This is a genomic window from Novosphingobium sp. BL-A-41-Hi4B-X5A, from assembly GCF_055521705.1.
Map to the genome: position 1 here is coordinate 220,392 of NZ_JBVFVT010000002.1, position 16,604 is coordinate 236,995.

Below are 16,604 nucleotides of genomic sequence, written 5' to 3' on the forward strand. Positions count from 1 at the left end.
CGCCGCCGACATACCTCTTTTCACATCGTCATCCGGAAAGTCGCAGCAGATGGACGACACCAAGTTTCTCAAGGCCTGCAGCCTTGTGGCCGCAGCCGCCCTCGCATCGACCGCACTTCCGGCTTTCGCCGATGAAGGCCCCGGCGGCCAGATCGTCGTCACCGGCACCGGTCTCGAAAAGACCCCCGGCACGCCTGCCTATTCCAGCGTCGAGATCGGCCGCGATGCCATCACCACTTCGGCCTCGGGCCGCATCGAGGATGTGCTGACCTCGGTCGCAGGGTTCCAGCAGTTCCGCCGGTCGGACAGCCGCTCGTCCAACCCCTCGGCGCAGGGCGTCACCTTGCGCGCGCTGGGCGGTAACGCCACCAGCCGCGCGCTGGTCCTGCTCGATGGCGTGCCGATGGCCGATCCGTTCTTCGGCTATGTCCCGCTGCCAGCGCTCGCGCCTGACACGCTCGGCGCGATCCGCGTCACGCGTGGTGGCGGCTCCGGCCCGTTCGGCGCCGGCGCGTTGTCCGGCACGATAGAGCTGGAAAGCGCAGGCCCCGATCAACTCGGCCTCGTCAACGGCCAGCTCCTCGCCAGCCAGCGCGGCGAGACCGAAGCAGCCCTCAGCGTCGCCCCCCGCCTCGGCTCGGGCTTCGCTGTCGTCTCCGGCCGTTGGGATCGCGGCAAGGGCTTCTTCACCACGCCTGAGGCGCAGCGCGTCCCCGCCACCGTCCGCGCCCGCTATGAATCCTGGTCAACGCAAGTCCGTGCCGTCGCCCCGCTGACCGATACGGTCGAACTGCAAGCCCGCGCGCTGGTCTATCGCGACGACCGCCTGCTGCGCTTCAAGGGCGCCACCACCTCCAGCGAAGGACAGGACGCCAGCCTGCGCCTCGTCGGCCGCGGCAACTGGCAGTTCGATGCCCTGGCCTATGTCCAGGTGCGCAATTTCGACAACATCGTCGTCTCCGCCACCAGCTTCAAACCCACGCTCGATCAATACGATACGCCTGCCCAAGGGCTCGGCGGCAAGTTCGAGCTGCGCCCGCCGATGGGCGGGAACGACGTGCTGCGCCTTGGCGTGGACTGGCGCCGCGCCTCGGGCACGATGAAGGAAAACGCGATCAGCGCCGCCACCGGCGCGATCATCGCGCGCCGCCGGGCAGGGGGTGTCAATACCGACCTCGGCTTCTACGCCGAGAACGACCTGACGCTGGGCGCACTCGTCCTCACCGGAGGCCTGCGCGCCGATCGCACCGTGATTGCCGATGGCTACTTCGAGGTCCGCAACAACGCGGGTACCGTTACCAGCCGCACCGACTATGCCACGCAGACTGACTGGACGGTCACCTGGCGCGGTGGTGCCGTGCTTCGCGCCAGCAGCATGATCGCGTTGCGCGCGGCGGCCTACACCGGCCTGCGCCAGCCGACGCTCAACGAACTCTACCGCCCGTTCACCGTCTTCCCGGTCACCACACAGGCCAACGCGGCCTTGCGCAACGAGAAGCAGAAGGGCTTTGAGGCGGGGATCGACCTCACCCCCGCAAATGGCCTGCGTTTCTCTGTCACCGGCTTTGACAACCGCATCGAAGATGCCGTTGCCAACGTCACGATCGGCACCAACTTGCGCCAGCGCCGCAATGTCGACCAGATCCGCGCACGCGGCATCGAAGCCTCCGCCCACGCCGAACTGGGCATCGTCCGCTTCGATGGCTCGCTGGCGTGGACTGACGCCGAAGTGCGCAACGGCCCGCTGTCGAACCTCACCGGCAAGCGCCCGGCACAGACCCCGCGCCTCGCCGCCTCGGCCACGCTCGGCCTTAGCCCTGCCGAAGGCTGGGACGTTGCGGCCACCCTGCGCCACGTCGGCCAGCAGTACGAGGACGACCTCCAGAGCGACAGCCTGAAGGCCGCGACGACACTCGACATGTTCGCGCAAGTGCCGCTGCCCCGGGGGATCAGCCTGGTCCTGCGCGCGGAAAACCTGTTCGATACCGAGATCGTCACCCGCAATTCGGGCGGCTCGATTGACCTTGGCAATCCACGCACGCTCTGGGCAGGGGTGAGGGTGAAGATCTGATGATGCGCAAGCTGATCCCGCTGCTGTTCGCTGCCGGTTCCGCACCCGCTCTTGCTCAGAACGATCCGCAGATCGTCGTCAATGCCCCCGGCGGCATGATCGACCTTGACGAGGCCCGCGCGCTCGACCTTGCGGCTATCGACGCCTCGGGCCGCGCCGATCTCGGCCGCGCGCTAGAACGCGCCATTCCCGGCCTGACTCTGGGCGAGGCCGCTGGCAATCCGTGGCAGGCAACGCTGAACTGGCGCGGCTTCTCCGCCGGTGCGCTTCAGGGCATGGAGCAGGGCATCGCCGTCTATCTCGATGGCGTCCGCTTCAACCAGCCGTTCGGCGATGTCGTTCTGCTGGATCTCGTGCCCGATACGGTGCTCGTTGCCGCGCAGGTCAACGATGCCAACCCGGTGCTCGGCCGCAATGCGCTGGCGGGATCGGTGCTCGTCCAGACCGGCGACGGCGTGACCCTGTCCGGCCTGCGCGGCCAGGGCGATGTTGACAGCGAAGGGATGGCTGGCGGCGCGGTCAGCTATGGCACCGGCACCGCGCAAAGCAACCTGCTCGTCGCGTTCGAAGCGCGGCACGACAAGGGCTGGCGCGTGGCCAGCCCGTCGACGCTCTATCGCGGCTTTGCCAAGGGCATCCATCAGGGCGAGGGCTGGGGCATCGAACTCTCCGCCCTGGGTAGTTCGACCGATCTTACCGGCAACGGCGTCTCGCCGGTCGAACTGCTCGATGCGAAGTACGATGCGGTATTCACCCGGCCCGACAGCACGCGCACCCGCTTTGCCCGCATGGTCGCAGCGCCCTGGCTGCCTATCGGCGAAACCTCCCGCATCGAACTGCGCGCCCACTGGCAGTACCTTGATCGTCGCAATGCCAACGGCGACCTTGCCGATTTCGGCCCTTGCGATGCCAACCCGGCGCAGCTCTGCATCGAGGATGAGGACGACAGCTACAGCGATCCGCTGTTTTCCAGCGGCAGTCCCGTTGCCGCGGACGCCGCAGGAGACGATCCTGCCGTGTTCAATCGCGGCAAGGAGCGCACGCAGGCCTATGGTGCCACGCTGCAATGGCAGGACACCGTCGAAACCGACCTCGGCACGCGTCGCATTGCGCTCGGCGGCACGTGGGAGCATGCCCGCACCCGCTTTGCCGCCCAGACCGATCTTGGCGAGCTGGAAGACGATCGCTCGGTCGAGGATCTCGGCCTGCCGCTGATCTCGGCCGAAGGGGCGATCCAGCCGGTGTCGCTGGTTTCCAAGCTCGACGATTTCGCCCTCTTCGCCAACTTGGAGATGCCGTTGACCAGGGCGCTCTCGGTCGAGGCCGGGGCGCGCTATTCGCACAACCGCGTGGTGATGGAAGACCAGTTGGGCACCGCGCTGAACGGTCGTCACAGCTTCGATCGTTTCAATCCTTCGGTCGAATTCGACTATGCCCTTGGCACCGGCCTTCATGCCACCGCCGGCTTCTCGCTGACCAGCCGCAATCCCACCCCTGCGGAATTGAGCTGCGCCGACCCGGATGCCCCTTGCACCCTTGCGAACTTCTTCATCGCCGATCCGCCGCTCAGGCAGGTGACGGCAACCAACTGGCATGGCGGCCTGAGCGCAACCGGCAAGATGCTGGCCTGGCGCATCAACCTGTGGCGCTCCGAAACCAGCAACGATATCCGCATGATAGCCTCGAGCGTGCGCGGGCGGGCCTATTTCGCCAATCTCGGCCATACCCGCAGGCAGGGCATCGAAGCCTCGGCGGAATGGCGGCACGATGGCTGGCACGCGTCCGCCGCCTTTGCCTTCACCGATGCACGCTTCCGCGATGCCTTCACCATGTCGAGCCCGTCGAACCCGGCGGCCGATGACGAGGGCACGATCATGGTGGCGAGAGGTGACCAGCTGCCTGCCGTGCCGCGCCACGCCCTCAACCTGCGCCTTGCGCGGGAGGTGCGGAGCTGGTCTGCCGGTATCACGATGCGCGCCCGCTCGGGCCAGTATCTCGCCGGCGACGAGGGCAACGACAATCCGCGCACGCCCGCCTATGCGGTGTTCGATCTCGATGGCGCGGTCAGCCTTGCGCCGGGCATTCGCCTTGTCGCGCAAGTGCGCAACGTGTTGAACAAGCGCTACGCCACCTTCGGCACTTTCAGCGAAGTTGACGAGATAGACCTTGCCGAAGCCCCCGGTGCCGAAAACCCCCGCGCCTACGCCCCCGGCGCCCCGCGCCGGCTGACGGTATCGCTCAGGGCGGAGTTCTGATCACAAGCGCGGCAGCAGTTCCGCTTCCAATCCGGGATAGAAGTGCGAGACGCTGCGCTGCAGTTCATAGCGCGCGGCCTTGAGCGTTGAAAACCGGGGAGGAATCGGAATGTCCCCAGCCTCGCTCATGTCGAGGCCCCTGGTCACCGCATCGCGCAGCGTCGCGTCGATCCAGTCGAGCCAATCGCGGGTCTGCGCGATTGCGGCGCCATCGCGGTCGATCGGCCCGTGCCCCGGCACCAGCAGCTTGTGCGGCGTCGCGGCGAGCCGGTCGAGCGAGGCGCGCCAGTCGGGCAGGCTGGCGTGCGGCGTCGATGCGGCGCGATCGTGAAACACGAGGTCGCCTGCGATCAGCGTGCCGGTCGCCTCGTCCAGCAGTGCCAGATCGCCGCCGGAATGGCCTTTCAGCGCCAGCAGACGGAAGCTGCGCCCGCCAAATTGCGCTTGTCCTTCAGTGACATCGCCTTGCGGCAGGACGATCGCCGTTCCCTTCATCCAGTCGGCCAGCAGGCGGTACATCGCGTCCGAAAAGCCCTCGCCATCACGCTCCAGCTCAGCCCGCGTGGCGGGCAGGGCGTGGACCAAGGCCGGATCGAACGCCGCCGCGCCCATCGCATGGTCGGGGTGCAGGTGGCTGATGTAGACGCGGCTCACCGCCCTGCCGGTCAGCCGCTGCGCCATCGCGCCCAGCGCAAGGCCGTGTTCGCGCGATACGCCGGGGTCGAACAGCACCGCGCCCGCGTCTGTCGCGATGATCGCACTGTTGGCAATCGCGCCGCCGTTGGCAAAGGCGATGGCCTCGTCAGTGCCGCGCACCATCCACAGACCGTCCGCGATCTGCTCGGATACGGGATTGTATTTGCCTGCAAATTTCTCGGCAAAGGCGGCAGCGGGGGTGAGCAGTCCGGCCAGCAACAACGCCCTGCGGTCCAGCCTCACGCACCCACCTTGCCGGGAAACTCCAGGCCGGCGCTGTCGCGGGCTTCGAAGCTGATCGTGCCGGTTGCCTTGACCACCAGGGTGAAGGCCGGGTCTTCCGCCACGGAGCCAAAAATCTGCATCTGGCCCAATGCCTTGCCGCTGGCATCGCGGACGGTCAGCCGTTCGATGTTGTAGGCTGGAATGTTCTCGACCAGCCCGGTGTCCATCGGGTGCCGGAAGGCCATGCGCAGGCGTGTTTCTCCTGCTTTTTCAGACCATTGCCCCGCCCGAACCTCGCCCAGATGGTCCGCCCAGTCCCCTTTCACGCGGCTGACCGGCGGGGCCGAGCAGCCGCCGCCTGCGGCGTCGATCCACGATCCGCCGACGTGCCACGTGCCGTCCTGCGTCTGTACCGCCGCGCGGACCGGGGTGCGCTGGTCGAGCTTGATCCGCGTGGCGAGGAAGGGTTCGGCCCCGGTGGGCGTGTAGTCCACGGCGACGGGGATGGGGTTGAGATCGGCAAAAAGCACGATGCGGCGCACGTCGGGCAAGGCGCGGGCATCCACAGTGACCGGAAAAACCCTTTGGTTTTCAGCAATTTCGGGAATGCGGACGGCAACGCGATCATCAAACACCACGGCATCCTTGCCGAACAGGTGCGCGGCGTGATGCTCCCACATTGGCGACTGCAGCGGATCTGCAGGCGCCGCCAGCGCCGGTGCTGCGACCGGTATCAAGAGGGCGGCGATTGTCAGCTTTGCCTTCATGCGCATTCTCCCAAAGCACACTATGCGCGCATTGGCCGAGCGAGCATATTGGACCTTGGAATAAGGAGTAGGGAGCGGAAAAGGCCGTGAAATCAAGGCATCTGGCGCTTAGCCTGGCGGTTTTCGCCGCTTTCCAACTCCCCGGCAACTCTAAGGCGCAGGCCCATGATTCTGCCGCAACTCCCCCTCAACTGTTCGACACTGCGGGGTATCGCACGGCACGCTATCGCGCTCCGGTTGATCGCCTGCCGACACCGGCCGCTGCCATCACGCTGGAAGCGGCGCTTCGCCTCAGACCGGGGGTCGATGCGCTGTTCATCGATGTGCTGCCGGCGGAAGGCGGCGTGCGTGATCCGCTGACCGGGAAGTGGACGCTTGCTGCGCAGCATGAGACGATTCCAGGTGCAGCATGGCACCCTGAAACCGGGCGCGCGAATGCCGACGCGGTTCTGTGGCAGGGCCTGCGTAATGCGGTGGACGTTGCCCGGACCAGACGCCCGACGTTGCCAGTGGTAGTGTTCTGCCGCAGCGATTGCTGGATGAGCTGGAATGCGGCCCGGCGCCTGGCCAGCGACGGATTTCCGCAAGTCTATTGGTTTGCCGAAGGTATCGAGGGCTGGCACGAGGCGGGGCGGGCGCTGGTGCCTGCCCGGCCTGTGGTCATTGCAACACGCTGATCTTCCCTGTTTTCCGCCGGACAAACGGGGAGGATAACCGCCAGCGCTGCTGGGGGTGGAGGGGTTGGACTCTTGCCCCTCCGTCAGCGCTGCGCGCTGCCACCTCCCCATTTGCGCTTCGCGAAAATGGGGAGGATCTTGGCGCTTACTTCAGTGTCTTGAGGTAGGCGATCAGTTCGGCGCGCTTGGCCTTGTCCTTGATGCCGGGGAAGCTCATGCGGTTGCCGGGGACGAGTTTTGCCGGGCTTTCCAGCCACTTGTCGAGCGTGGCGTCATCGAGCTTGAGGCCAGACTTCTTGACTGCATCCGAGAACTTGTAGGTGCCCTTGACGCCCATCTTGTGGCCATAGACGCCATAGAGGTTGGGGCCGATCTTGTCGGGCGCTCCCTTGGTGTTGCTGTGGCAGACGGCGCAGCGTGCCCAGGTTGAGGGCGGAGCGGCGGGGCCGGCCTGCGCGGTGGTGGCGGTCAGCAGGGCGCCGGTGAGCAGCGCAAGGCGGAGGGTGGTCATGTTGTCTCTCCCGGATTCGTTTACCCGGAAGGTGTGACACGACCCCCTGCGCGCCAAAATTGGACTTAGGACCGATGCGGGATTTCAGGCTTTCGCCGGACGGTCCTTGAGCCAGCCGATGCCGCGGCGGAGCAGGTCGTAGAACACCGGCAGGTCCCAGGCGCAGCGGTCCACCGTGGGCCACCAATCGAGCATCGGTTGCAGATCATAGTGCCCGCGGCAATGGCCGAGCGTATTGTAGAGCACGCCGCCTTTGCCGTGGTCCTTCAGATACATGACGGCATGCTTGCCGATGGCATCTGCCGCCTCGACAAAGCCGGTGCCTTCCACGGTGCAATCGGTTTCGAGCAGGACGTGCAGGGCCCCGTGGTACTCCATGTGATAGAGTTCGTCGGTGGTCTCGAACGGCTCCACCCCTTGCACCAGCGGGTGATCGGGATCGGCGACCGTCACCGTATAGGGCGCGATCGGGGGGTGGCTGATGAACTGGCTGCCGAGCAGGTCCATCATCAGCGGCGCCCAGCGCGGCGCGTCCCACAGGTCCTTGTTGGGGCCATCGGTGAGGAAGCGCAGGACCGAGTTGGTGCCGTGCAGCGCATACCAGCGCCCGCCCGCGTGCAGCCAATCGCGCAAGGCTTCCTGCGCCTTCAATGAGGGCGTGACGTCGCAGGTGTAGGTGATCAGGATGTCGGCGGCGCGGATTGCCTCGATGTTCTCGTAGTCCTCGAACACGCGGGTGCGGATCGCCGGATCCTCGGCCAGCAGCTTGAGGATTTCGAGGCGGGCGAAGTCCATGTCATGCCAGACGCCGCCGCAGACGAACACGCAGTCGATGCGCGGGGGGTGAACGTCCGTTGTGTTTTCAGTCACTTGGTATCACCTCTAGAACTGGCAGCCGCTTGACCTTGGCGGTTTTGTTCTTTTGCAAACGCTGGCGTGGGATGCCCACCCCCAACCCCTCCCGCCTGCGGGAGGGGAGCAAGGAGGGGGTGCCTTTTCCGCTCAAGCGTTCAGGTACTTGTCGAGCGTCTGGTGGAACTGGCGGATGCGGATTTCCTGATAGTCGCCGAGGTTGACCTCGCCGGTCTTGGAGGCGTGGAGGCCGTCCTGGACATAGGGCAGGTTGTCCATGTCCTGTTCGAAGACGTGGCCCAGCACGCCCAGTTCGGGCGCATCGGTCCACTTCTGCTCGTTGGTGAGCAACTTCATCGGCACGCCGTGCGGCATGGGATCGCCCTTCTTGACGCGGGCGAGGATGCGCACTTCCATCAGGCAGGTGTCGGGCGTCTTTCCGGGGCGCCAGCGGTAGACGATGTTCGGCATGAAGCCGCCCCACGGCGCGAAGTTGGGGAAGACGTTGTAGACCAGGCCGTCGAGCAGTTCGGCGTCGGTCGCGTGATCGTGATCGTAGCCGGTTTGCGCGGTGTAGCCTGCGCGCATGGCGGCGCCCAATGCGGCGCGTGCGGTCATGCCTTCGGGCACGCTGACGGCGAAAGGATCGCCAGACGCGTCGTAGTTGTCAGCCGAGCGGCCATTGTACTTGCAGAACTCGTCGACGATCCACTGCTGCGTCTTGCCGTTGGGATCGACGTGCGGGGACATGATGCCGAACGGCACGTGGTTGACGTTCACGTTGTCGCCATAGGTCCAGTAGGCGCTGTTGGCATCGCCGGTGAAGGGTAGCAACTGCGGGTGGGTGACGACGGTGTGCCAGGCTTCCATGAAGGCTTCGGCAGTGACCTTCCAGTTGGCGGGGACTTCCTTGGCCACCCAGATCACCGTGGTGCATTCCTCATGCCGCCAGCGCTTGAAGAATTCCGGCAGCGGGGCGAGGTATTCCTCGAGCGTGGGGCCGCCCGGCTCCTCACGCAGGAAGATGTAGCCGCCCCAACGACCGACTTCGGCCTCGGGCAGATGCATCTTTTCGGCCGAGAGGTGCTTGAAGTCCCACGAACAGGGCATGCCGGCGAAGCTGCCGTCCTTGTTCCAGGCAAAGCCGTGGAACGGGCAGGTGAAGGTGTCGGCGGTGCCGTCCTCTGTCCGCAGCTTGCGGCCGCGATGGAGGCAGACGTTGTGCATCGCCTTGACGCTGCCATCTTCCTGGCGGGAGATCAGCCATGAACGGCCCGCGTTCTCGAACACGGTGTAGTCACCGGCTTCGGGGATGTCCTCCTCGCGCGCGGCGAACTGCCAGACGTGGGGCCACATCTTTTCGCGCTCGAGGCGGGCGAAGTCTTCCGAGGTGTAGCGCTCTGCCGCCAAGGGTTCCGAGCCGCGATACTGGTAGCTTTCTTCGGTGAGCATCGCCGGAGCGGGGCGCGAATCCTGTGCCAGCAGTTCCTGCCAGCTGATCGCCTCGCATCGTGCCTTGCCGCCACCCATGTTGGGATCGCTGTCAGCCATTCTCTCGTTCCTTGCCCTTATTCCGGTCAATGCTGCCGGTTTTGCCGCCCTTGCGCGCGCGCGTCACCTTGCTGAAAGCATAGGTTGCACGGCTGCCGCCTGCGCGTAACCACTGACGCTATAAACTGACGCAGATTCTTGCGGGAGAGAACAATTGTCCAAGAGGCTTGAAGGGAAAGTCGCCCTGATCACTGGCGGCACCACCGGCATCGGCGCGGCCACGGTGGCGCGCCTGGCGCAAGAGGGAGCCAAGGTCTGGTTCACCGGATCGAAGGAGGAAGAGGCGGCGGCGCTCTGCGCCCAGACCGGCGCCGTGTTCCGCAAGCACCGCGTGCAGGATGCGGCGAGCTGGCCCGCGCTGATTGACGAGATCATCGCCGCCGAGGGCCGGCTCGACATCGCCTTCGCCAACGCCGGGACCGAGCGCGGCGATGCCAGCATCGAGGACGTTTCGATCGACGACTGGAACAACGTCGTCGCCATCAACCAGACCGGCGTGATGCTGACCGTGCAGAACGCGATTGCGGGCATGAAGCGCAATCCCGATGGGCCGAAGGGCTCGATTGTGATCAATTCCTCTATGAACGCCACGCGGCCCCTGGGCAATTACGTGACCTATTCGGTGACCAAGGCGGCGGTTTGCGCGCTGGCCAAGTCGGCAGCGGTGCACTGCGGACAGAAGGGCTATGCCATCCGCGTCAACGCGATCCTGCCGGGCGTGGTGGAAACCCCGCTGATCCAGCAGATCATGAACGCGCAGCCCGATCCTGCGGCCGCGCGCGCGATGTACGAGGGCATGGCGCCGATGAAGCGCATGGCCCAGCTCAATGAAGTGGCGGGGCTGGTCGCCTACCTTTCGAGCGACGAAGCCGGGTTCATCTCCGGCGCGGAATACGCGATCGACGGCGCGACGACAGCCGGCATGATGGGGGTTTGAGCAACATGGAACTTTCCGCACAGCGCCTGAAGGGGCGCGTCGCCTTCGTATCAGGGGGCCTTCGCGGCATCGGCCTTGCCTGCGCCGAGCGTTTCCTGGCCGAGGGCGCGGAGGTGGTGCTCTCGGACCTCGACGCCGAGGATAGCGACACCGCGCGCGAAGTGATGGGCCGTCTCGGCCAGGCCGCGAGCTACATCAGCGCCAACGTGGCCAAGGAAGAGGACTGGGAGCGTGCCGTCGCTCTGGTGAAAGAGCGCCACGGCAAGTGCCATGTGCTGGTCAACAATGCCGGGATCGACCTGACCGGGCCGGTCGAGAGCCTCTCGATGGAAGGTTGGCGGCGGATCATGTCGATCAACGTTGACGGCGTGTTCCTTGGCACCAAGCATTTCGTGCCGCTGATGGGGGAGAGTGGCAAGGACTTCCGCGGCGGTTCCTCGATCATCAACGTCAGCTCGATCATGGGGCTGGTGGGGATGAACGAGGTTTCGGCTTACAACGCCAGCAAGGGCGCGGTGCGGCTGTTCACCAAGGGCATCGCCATCGAATTCGCCCAGAAGAAGACGCCGATCCGCGCCAATTCGCTGCACCCCGGCTTTGTCGAGACGCCGCTGCTCAAGGCTGGGTTCCAGCGCTGGGTCGATCAGGGCTTTGCCGAAAAGCCGGATGACCTGGTGGCGGGCGTGGTTGGTGCGACGCCGATCGGGCGTCTGGCGCAGCCGAGCGAGCTGGCGAGCGCCGCGTTCTTCCTCGCCAGCGAGGATTCAAGCTACATGACCGGCGCAGAGCTGGTGATCGACGGGGGATGGACCGCACAATGATCGGACTGGACAATGTAGTCGCCGTCGTAACCGGCGCGGCGGGCGGGATTGGCCGGGAACTGGTCAAGGCGCTGAAGGCGGCGAACGCTACGGTTATCGCCACCGATCTGGCCGCCGAGGCGCAGATCGAAGGCGCGGACCACTATCTCAAGCATGACGTGACGAGCGAGGCCGATTGGCAGGCCGTGGCGGCGCTGGTGCAGGACAAGCACGGGCGGCTCGACGCGCTGGTGAACAACGCCGGCTATTCGATCGTGACGAAGTTCGAGGAAACGCCGCTTGCCGATTTCCACCGCGTCAACGCGATCAACGTGGATTCGATCATCATCGGCACGCAGATCCTGCTGCCGCTGCTGAAAGAGGGCGGCAAGGCGCGTTCCGGCGGGGCTTCGGTGGTCAACTTCTCCAGCGTCGGGGGCCTGCGCGGGGCGGCGTTCAATGCGGCCTATTGCACCAGCAAGGCGGCGGTGAAGATGCTAAGCAAGTGCCTTGGCGCGGAATTCGCAGCGCTCGGCTACAACATCCGCGTCAATTCGGTGCATCCGGGCGGGATCGATACGGGCATGCTCAATTCGATCATGGACCGTTATGTAGAGCTGGGTGCGGTGCCTTCGCGCGAGGTGGCGATGCAGGGCATCGTTGCCAACCACCCGATCGGCCGCATGGGCCGGCCAGAGGAAATGGGCGGCGGCGTGGTCTATCTCTGCTCGGACGCGGCGAGCTTTGTCACTTGCGCCGAGTTCGTGATGGACGGTGGCTTCAGCCAGGTCTGACGGGGGCGTTTCGCTGTCCTGCCCCAGGACGTGAAAGGCAAGGCGGCCAGGCTCAGCGTGAGCCTGGCCGCTGCTCTTGGTGCTTAGAAGTTGTAGTTGGCGCGGATGCCGAAGTAACGGCGCGAATTGCGCGAGAGTACCTGGTTCACCGACGTTGGCTGACCACCGACGAGGCCGCCGACGTTGGAGGCGAAGTGCTTGTCGAACAGGTTGTTGACGAACAGCGTCACGCGATACTGATCGTCGCGCTGGCGGACGCCGATGCTGCCGTTGAGCACGCCATAGGCCTTCTGGAAGTACAGCGGGTTCTGGAACAGGTCGAAGTTGACGCGGCTCTGGTAACGATAATCGAGCGTGACGAAGCCATCGAACGGCATCGAGTCCATGAAGATGTCGTACATGGCCGAGGCGTTGAACATGAACTTCGGTGCGTTCGGCAGGCGCTTGCCCGCAAGGTTCTGCGCGCGCGCGGTGCCGCTGCCGCTGCCATCGATGTCGAAGCAGATCGGATCGGTGGTCTGGATGGTGTTGCAGTTGGCCAGCGGATACTCGGTGATGATCGCGTCCATCCAGGTGCCGGCGAGATCGAACGACAGTTCGCGCGTCGGCTTGGTCTGCAGTTCCAGTTCGATACCGCGGGTGCGCAGCTTGCCCACGTTGTTGAGCTGGAACTGGATCGACTGGTCAGGCTGAACCACCGCCGACTGCGACTGGAAGTTCTTGTAATCGGTCCAGAAGCCGGTGAGGTTGAACTGCACGCGATTGTCGAGGAAGCGGCTCTTGAAGCCGATTTCGTAGGTGTGCGAGGTTTCCGGCTTCACCGGGTTGGCAGCACGCGCGGGCGTGAAGCCGGACGAGACGTCGTAGCCCTGGCCCTTGTAGCCGGTGGCGAACGAAGCGTAGACCATCACGCGCTCGGCAACATCCTGACGCAGGGCGATCTTGCCGGTCACGGCATCGTCGCTCGCGTTGCCCGTGCAGACCGCAAGGCAGATGGCATTGTTGGCCGGCTGCGTGGCAGGCACGTTCAGACGCTGGAACGAGACGTCGATCTTCTCGTGGTTGTAGCGGATGCCGGCATCGAGGTGCGTGGTGGCGGCAAGATCGTAGGTACCCTGGGCGAAGGCGGCGTAAGTCTTGGTGCCGGCGTTCGATACCCACTTGGAAAGAAGCGGGCCGGACGGGCCGCGATCGAACGAACGATCGGTTTCGCCGCTCGAGAAGAAGGCGCCGAGGATGTACTGGAACGGACCCGGCGCGGTTGAAACCAGGCGCAGTTCCTGCGTGACGTTCTTCGTGTCGTAGGGGCTGGACTGCACGAGACCGGTTGCCGATCCGAACACAGGGAGGTTCAACTGCTCGACATCGTCCTGCGTGTCGAGGCCCCACTTCTGGTAGCTGGTGATCGAGATCAGGTCGACGCTGCCGAGATCGATGCTGATGCGACCGCTGACATTGGTCGACTCGCCCTTGGCGATTCCGTCGTAGTTCTGGTTGAGCAGGTAGTTGCCAGGGCCAGCCTTGATCGTGCCGAGGTTGGTGGCAAGCGATGCACCGAAAACTGTCGCGCCGGGGGCGAAGCTGAGAACGGTGCGCGGCGTCGAATTGCCGTCGGTCTCCGAATGCTCTGCCGAGATCGTGACCTTCACGCTGTCGGACAGGTCGGCAACAAGCTTGCCGCGGATGCCCCAGCTTTCGTCGGCACCGAGATAGTTGCCGGTGGCGAGGTTCTTCACGTAGCCGCGGAAGTCGCTGTAGAAGCCGTTGATACGGAAGCCGACGTTCTCACCCAGCGGGCCGGAGATGCCGGCTTCGACCCGGTATTCCTCGTCCGTGGTGGCCGATGCGGCGATGCGTCCCGAGAAAGTCTCGGTCGGAGCGCGGGTGACGATGTTGACGACACCGGCCGAGGCATTCTTGCCGAACAGCGTGCCCTGGGGGCCGCGCAGCACTTCGATGCGCTCGATGTCGGTCAGGGTGCTGAAGGCCTGGCCCTGGTTCAGGATCGGAACGTCATCGACGACGACCGAGACGGCGGGCTCAACACCGATGCTGAACACCGAGGTGCCGATGCCGCGCAGGTTGATGCTGTTACCGGTGCGCTGCGTGCCCTGGGTAATGGTAAGACCAGGTGCGACCTGCGCAAGGTTTTCGAACTGGGTGATGCCCTTGTTGGCAATCGCTTCGGCCGAAAGCGCCGTAACCGAAACAGGGACCTGCTGCAGGTTCTGCTCGCGCTTCTGCGCGGTGACGACGATTTCTTCGAGACCGCCTTCGGGGGCTTCCTGCGCTTGGGCTGCGGATGTGATGGCGAGCAGCGAGATGCTGGCTCCAAGATAAGCTTTGCGGAACATATGATCCTCCCTTCGTCTCGTGAGTTGGACTGGCCAATCTCACAAATAGTTCGACCACACAAGTATCCATCACACAAATTATCCGGTCTAAAACCATGAAAGTTTTGGATAATAATGATAGATTTCGCGTATGACCAAGGTTTGGGCATGTATATCGGCCATCTGGTACCGCCGCGAAGGGTGCAGGTTACACTCTGTTTTTGCTTAAAATTTTAGTGAGAAAGGCGGTTTGGAGGGTTGCCTGACACTGGAATCCGTGCAAAACCAATTGTGGTCAGGCCAAATTGCGGTTACCAGCGCAGGTGCCGATCAGGACAATCCCGCAACCGCGCAGACCGCTTGGCTGCAGGTATCATCGGAAGCAACTGGCCCATCATCCGGCAATCGTCGGGCGAAAAAGGAGGGTGCGTGGCCTTGAGGACGACCGCAACGAGGCTGGCAGCCATTGCGCTGGCTTCTACCGCGATATTGCCGGCTGCGCCGTCTTTCGCTCGCAGCGCTGATTACCCGGGCGTCGCCAGGACCGTGAAGACGGCGGCCGGTCTGGTGCGGGGCATTGCGCAGCGCGATGGCGTTCAGGCCTATCTCGGCATTCCTTATGCCAAGCCTCCGGTGCGAGAATTGCGCTGGCGGGCGCCGCAACCCGTCGACGCGTGGCAGGGCGTGCGCAACGCTGACCGCTTTTCGCCGCTGTGTGTGCAGCCGATGCGCAGCAGCCTGGCAAACCAGTATTCCGGCGCGGAAGCGATTTCGGAAGACTGCCTCTATCTCAACGTCTGGACGCGCCCTGCTTTGCGCAAGGCTCCGGTGATCGTCTACATTCACGGCGGTGCCTTCTATGTCGGTTCGGGCAGTGTCGGCATCTACGGCGGAGAAGCGATGGCGCGCGAGGGGGCGGTCTTCGTCAACCTCAACTATCGCGTCGGGCCGCTGGGCTTTCTGGCAACGCCCGAATTGCGCGCCGAATCCGGCGATGGCGCTTCAGGCAACTACGGGCTGCGGGATCAGATTGCCGCGCTGCGCTGGGTCCGGGACAACATCGCGCGCTTCGGTGGCGATCCTGACAATGTGACCATTGCCGGGCAGTCGGCCGGTTCGATGTCGGTGCTGGCCTTGCAGGTAAGCCCGCTTGCCAAGGGCCTGTTCCACAAGGCCGTGGGCATGAGCGGGGCGATGATTGCAGGGCCGATCAAGCTGCCATCGCGGTCAGAGGCCGAGGACGCCGGGACAAGGCTGATGGCGGCGTGGAAGGCGAGCAACCTTGCCGAGCTGCGGGCCATGCCGGCCGACCGGCTGGTCGTGCCGCGCGTGCCGGGCGGGCCGAGCACGGGGCCGGCCATTGACGGCCATGTCCTGCCCGATGCCATACCGGCGCTGTTCGCCGCGCGGCGGCAGAGCGATGTGCCGCTGCTTCTGGGCTTCACCCGTGACGAGGCGCTGGGCGGGATGGGGCCGGTGACGTCACTGGAGGACTACAGGACCAAGGCTCGCGAACGCTTTGGCGTGCAGGCCGATCGCTTCCTGGCGCTCTATCCCGCCAGCAGCGACGGTCAGGCGCAGGAGCAGGCACGCATCGCCGATCGCGACGAGACGATGGTGTCGGGGATGTTCGAATGGGCCAGCCTGCAGGCGGCGCATGGAACGGCGCCCGCATATGCCTACCAGTTTTCACGGCCACATCACTATGTCGCGGGGGTGCGGTTTGCCGATCTCGATCCGGCAACGGCGGGGGCCTATCACACCTCAGAGGTGCCGTTCTGGCTGGGCACGCTCGATGCGTTCGACCGCTATCGCCCGACGCGCGCCTGGACCCCGCAGGATCGCGCGATGAGCCACGCGATGATGCAGGCGCTCCTGGCATTTGCCCGCACCGGCAAGCCCGAGACAAGCGGCGTTTCCTGGCCGCGCTTTGCTGCCGATCGGCCGCGTCTGGTAGAATTTGCCGACACGGCGGCGCAGCAGGACTGGCCCGATCCGCACAGGCTTGCCTTCTTCAAGGCGTTCCACGCCGCCAGCCCTCGATAGTTTCGACCAACCAGAATAGATACCCGGAGAGAACCGATGCGAGAATTCCCGGCAGTTCGTGCCAAAGCAGGCCTCAGGGACTCCGTCGC

The 16,604-nt window shown here is 64.9% G+C and carries 13 protein-coding genes; 7 read left to right on the forward strand and 6 right to left on the reverse strand.

The genetic code is table 11. The annotated features are described in order from the left end of the window. Positions 1–49: 49 nt before the first annotated feature. Both ACZ1JY_RS16855 and ACZ1JY_RS16860 read left to right on the forward strand, forming a co-directional pair. Positions 50–2,071, forward strand: a complete 2,022-nt coding sequence (locus ACZ1JY_RS16855; protein ID WP_465131411.1) for a TonB-dependent receptor — start codon at positions 50–52, stop codon at positions 2,069–2,071. Further along, complete coding sequence (locus ACZ1JY_RS16860) at positions 2,071–4,326, forward strand: TonB-dependent receptor (protein WP_465131412.1); 2,256 nt, start codon at positions 2,071–2,073, stop codon at positions 4,324–4,326. The genes ACZ1JY_RS16855 and ACZ1JY_RS16860 overlap by 1 nt, the downstream gene beginning before the upstream one ends. Here the strand turns inward: ACZ1JY_RS16860 and ACZ1JY_RS16865 are convergent, their stop codons facing one another. Together ACZ1JY_RS16865 and ACZ1JY_RS16870 are read right to left on the reverse strand one after the other, a co-directional pair. Next, positions 4,327–5,265, reverse strand: a complete 939-nt coding sequence (locus ACZ1JY_RS16865) for a quinoprotein relay system zinc metallohydrolase 1 (RefSeq protein WP_465131413.1) — start codon at positions 5,263–5,265, stop codon at positions 4,327–4,329. Continuing rightward, positions 5,262–6,020, reverse strand: a complete 759-nt coding sequence (locus tag ACZ1JY_RS16870) for a quinoprotein dehydrogenase-associated SoxYZ-like carrier (RefSeq protein ID WP_465131414.1) — start codon at positions 6,018–6,020, stop codon at positions 5,262–5,264. Before ACZ1JY_RS16870 ends, ACZ1JY_RS16865 begins: the two co-directional genes overlap by 4 nt. A gap of 80 nt (positions 6,021–6,100) precedes the next feature. Between ACZ1JY_RS16870 and ACZ1JY_RS16875 the strand changes: the two genes are divergently transcribed. Then, the gene (locus ACZ1JY_RS16875; protein WP_465131415.1) at positions 6,101–6,691 is read left to right on the forward strand and encodes a rhodanese-like domain-containing protein; all 591 of its coding nucleotides are present in this window, start codon (positions 6,101–6,103) and stop codon (positions 6,689–6,691) included. 145 nt (positions 6,692–6,836) lie between these two features. On the opposite strand, the gene ACZ1JY_RS16880 is transcribed toward ACZ1JY_RS16875, so the two are convergent. From ACZ1JY_RS16880 to ACZ1JY_RS16890, 3 genes are all read right to left on the reverse strand, one after another. Further along, positions 6,837–7,202, reverse strand: a complete 366-nt coding sequence (locus ACZ1JY_RS16880; protein ID WP_118075201.1) for a c-type cytochrome — start codon at positions 7,200–7,202, stop codon at positions 6,837–6,839. 84 nt (positions 7,203–7,286) lie between these two features. Next, positions 7,287–8,072 carry a ThuA domain-containing protein gene (locus ACZ1JY_RS16885; protein WP_465131416.1) on the reverse strand — a complete coding sequence of 262 codons (786 nt, stop codon included), beginning with the start codon at positions 8,070–8,072 and terminating at the stop codon, positions 7,287–7,289. A 132-nt stretch (positions 8,073–8,204) separates the two neighbouring features. Continuing rightward, the gene (locus ACZ1JY_RS16890; protein ID WP_465131417.1) at positions 8,205–9,605 is read right to left on the reverse strand and encodes an aromatic ring-hydroxylating oxygenase subunit alpha; all 1,401 of its coding nucleotides are present in this window, start codon (positions 9,603–9,605) and stop codon (positions 8,205–8,207) included. Between the two features lie 154 nt (positions 9,606–9,759). On the opposite strand from ACZ1JY_RS16890, the gene ACZ1JY_RS16895 reads away from it, so the two are divergent. The 3 genes from ACZ1JY_RS16895 to ACZ1JY_RS16905 are packed head-to-tail and all read left to right on the forward strand — an operon-like array spanning position 9,760 to position 12,136. Further along, positions 9,760–10,542 carry an SDR family NAD(P)-dependent oxidoreductase gene (locus tag ACZ1JY_RS16895; RefSeq protein WP_118075204.1) on the forward strand — a complete coding sequence of 261 codons (783 nt, stop codon included), beginning with the start codon at positions 9,760–9,762 and terminating at the stop codon, positions 10,540–10,542. Positions 10,543–10,547: 5 nt separating this feature from the next. Then, positions 10,548–11,363 carry an SDR family NAD(P)-dependent oxidoreductase gene (locus ACZ1JY_RS16900; RefSeq protein ID WP_465131418.1) on the forward strand — a complete coding sequence of 272 codons (816 nt, stop codon included), beginning with the start codon at positions 10,548–10,550 and terminating at the stop codon, positions 11,361–11,363. After that, the gene (locus ACZ1JY_RS16905) at positions 11,360–12,136 is read left to right on the forward strand and encodes an SDR family NAD(P)-dependent oxidoreductase (RefSeq protein ID WP_465131419.1); all 777 of its coding nucleotides are present in this window, start codon (positions 11,360–11,362) and stop codon (positions 12,134–12,136) included. The genes ACZ1JY_RS16900 and ACZ1JY_RS16905 overlap by 4 nt, the downstream gene beginning before the upstream one ends. Positions 12,137–12,219: 83 nt before the next feature. Here ACZ1JY_RS16905 and ACZ1JY_RS16910 read toward each other — a convergent pair whose 3' ends face one another. Next, positions 12,220–14,490 (reverse strand): TonB-dependent receptor, encoded by a 2,271-nt coding sequence (locus ACZ1JY_RS16910; protein WP_465131420.1) that lies wholly within the window; start codon positions 14,488–14,490, stop codon positions 12,220–12,222. 408 nt (positions 14,491–14,898) lie between these two features. On the opposite strand from ACZ1JY_RS16910, the gene ACZ1JY_RS16915 reads away from it, so the two are divergent. Further along, entirely contained in the window at positions 14,899–16,515 is a 1,617-nt protein-coding gene (locus ACZ1JY_RS16915) for a carboxylesterase/lipase family protein (protein ID WP_465131421.1), read from the forward strand. Positions 16,516–16,604: the final 89 nt, after the last annotated feature.

What these genes read in the sequence shown, in the direction of transcription:
- ACZ1JY_RS16855 (WP_465131411.1), top strand. Translation starts at nt 50, where the DNA reads ATGGACGACACCAAGTTTCTCAAGGCCTGCAGCCTTGTGGCCGCAGCC.
- ACZ1JY_RS16860 (WP_465131412.1), top strand. Translation starts at nt 2,071, where the DNA reads ATGATGCGCAAGCTGATCCCGCTGCTGTTCGCTGCCGGTTCCGCACCC.
- ACZ1JY_RS16910 (WP_465131420.1), bottom strand. Translation starts at nt 14,490, where the DNA reads ATGTTCCGCAAAGCTTATCTTGGAGCCAGCATCTCGCTGCTCGCCATC.
- ACZ1JY_RS16900 (WP_465131418.1), top strand. Translation starts at nt 10,548, where the DNA reads ATGGAACTTTCCGCACAGCGCCTGAAGGGGCGCGTCGCCTTCGTATCA.
- ACZ1JY_RS16870 (WP_465131414.1), bottom strand. Translation starts at nt 6,020, where the DNA reads ATGCGCATGAAGGCAAAGCTGACAATCGCCGCCCTCTTGATACCGGTC.
- ACZ1JY_RS16905 (WP_465131419.1), top strand. Translation starts at nt 11,360, where the DNA reads ATGATCGGACTGGACAATGTAGTCGCCGTCGTAACCGGCGCGGCGGGC.
- ACZ1JY_RS16890 (WP_465131417.1), bottom strand. Translation starts at nt 9,605, where the DNA reads ATGGCTGACAGCGATCCCAACATGGGTGGCGGCAAGGCACGATGCGAG.
- ACZ1JY_RS16880 (WP_118075201.1), bottom strand. Translation starts at nt 7,202, where the DNA reads ATGACCACCCTCCGCCTTGCGCTGCTCACCGGCGCCCTGCTGACCGCC.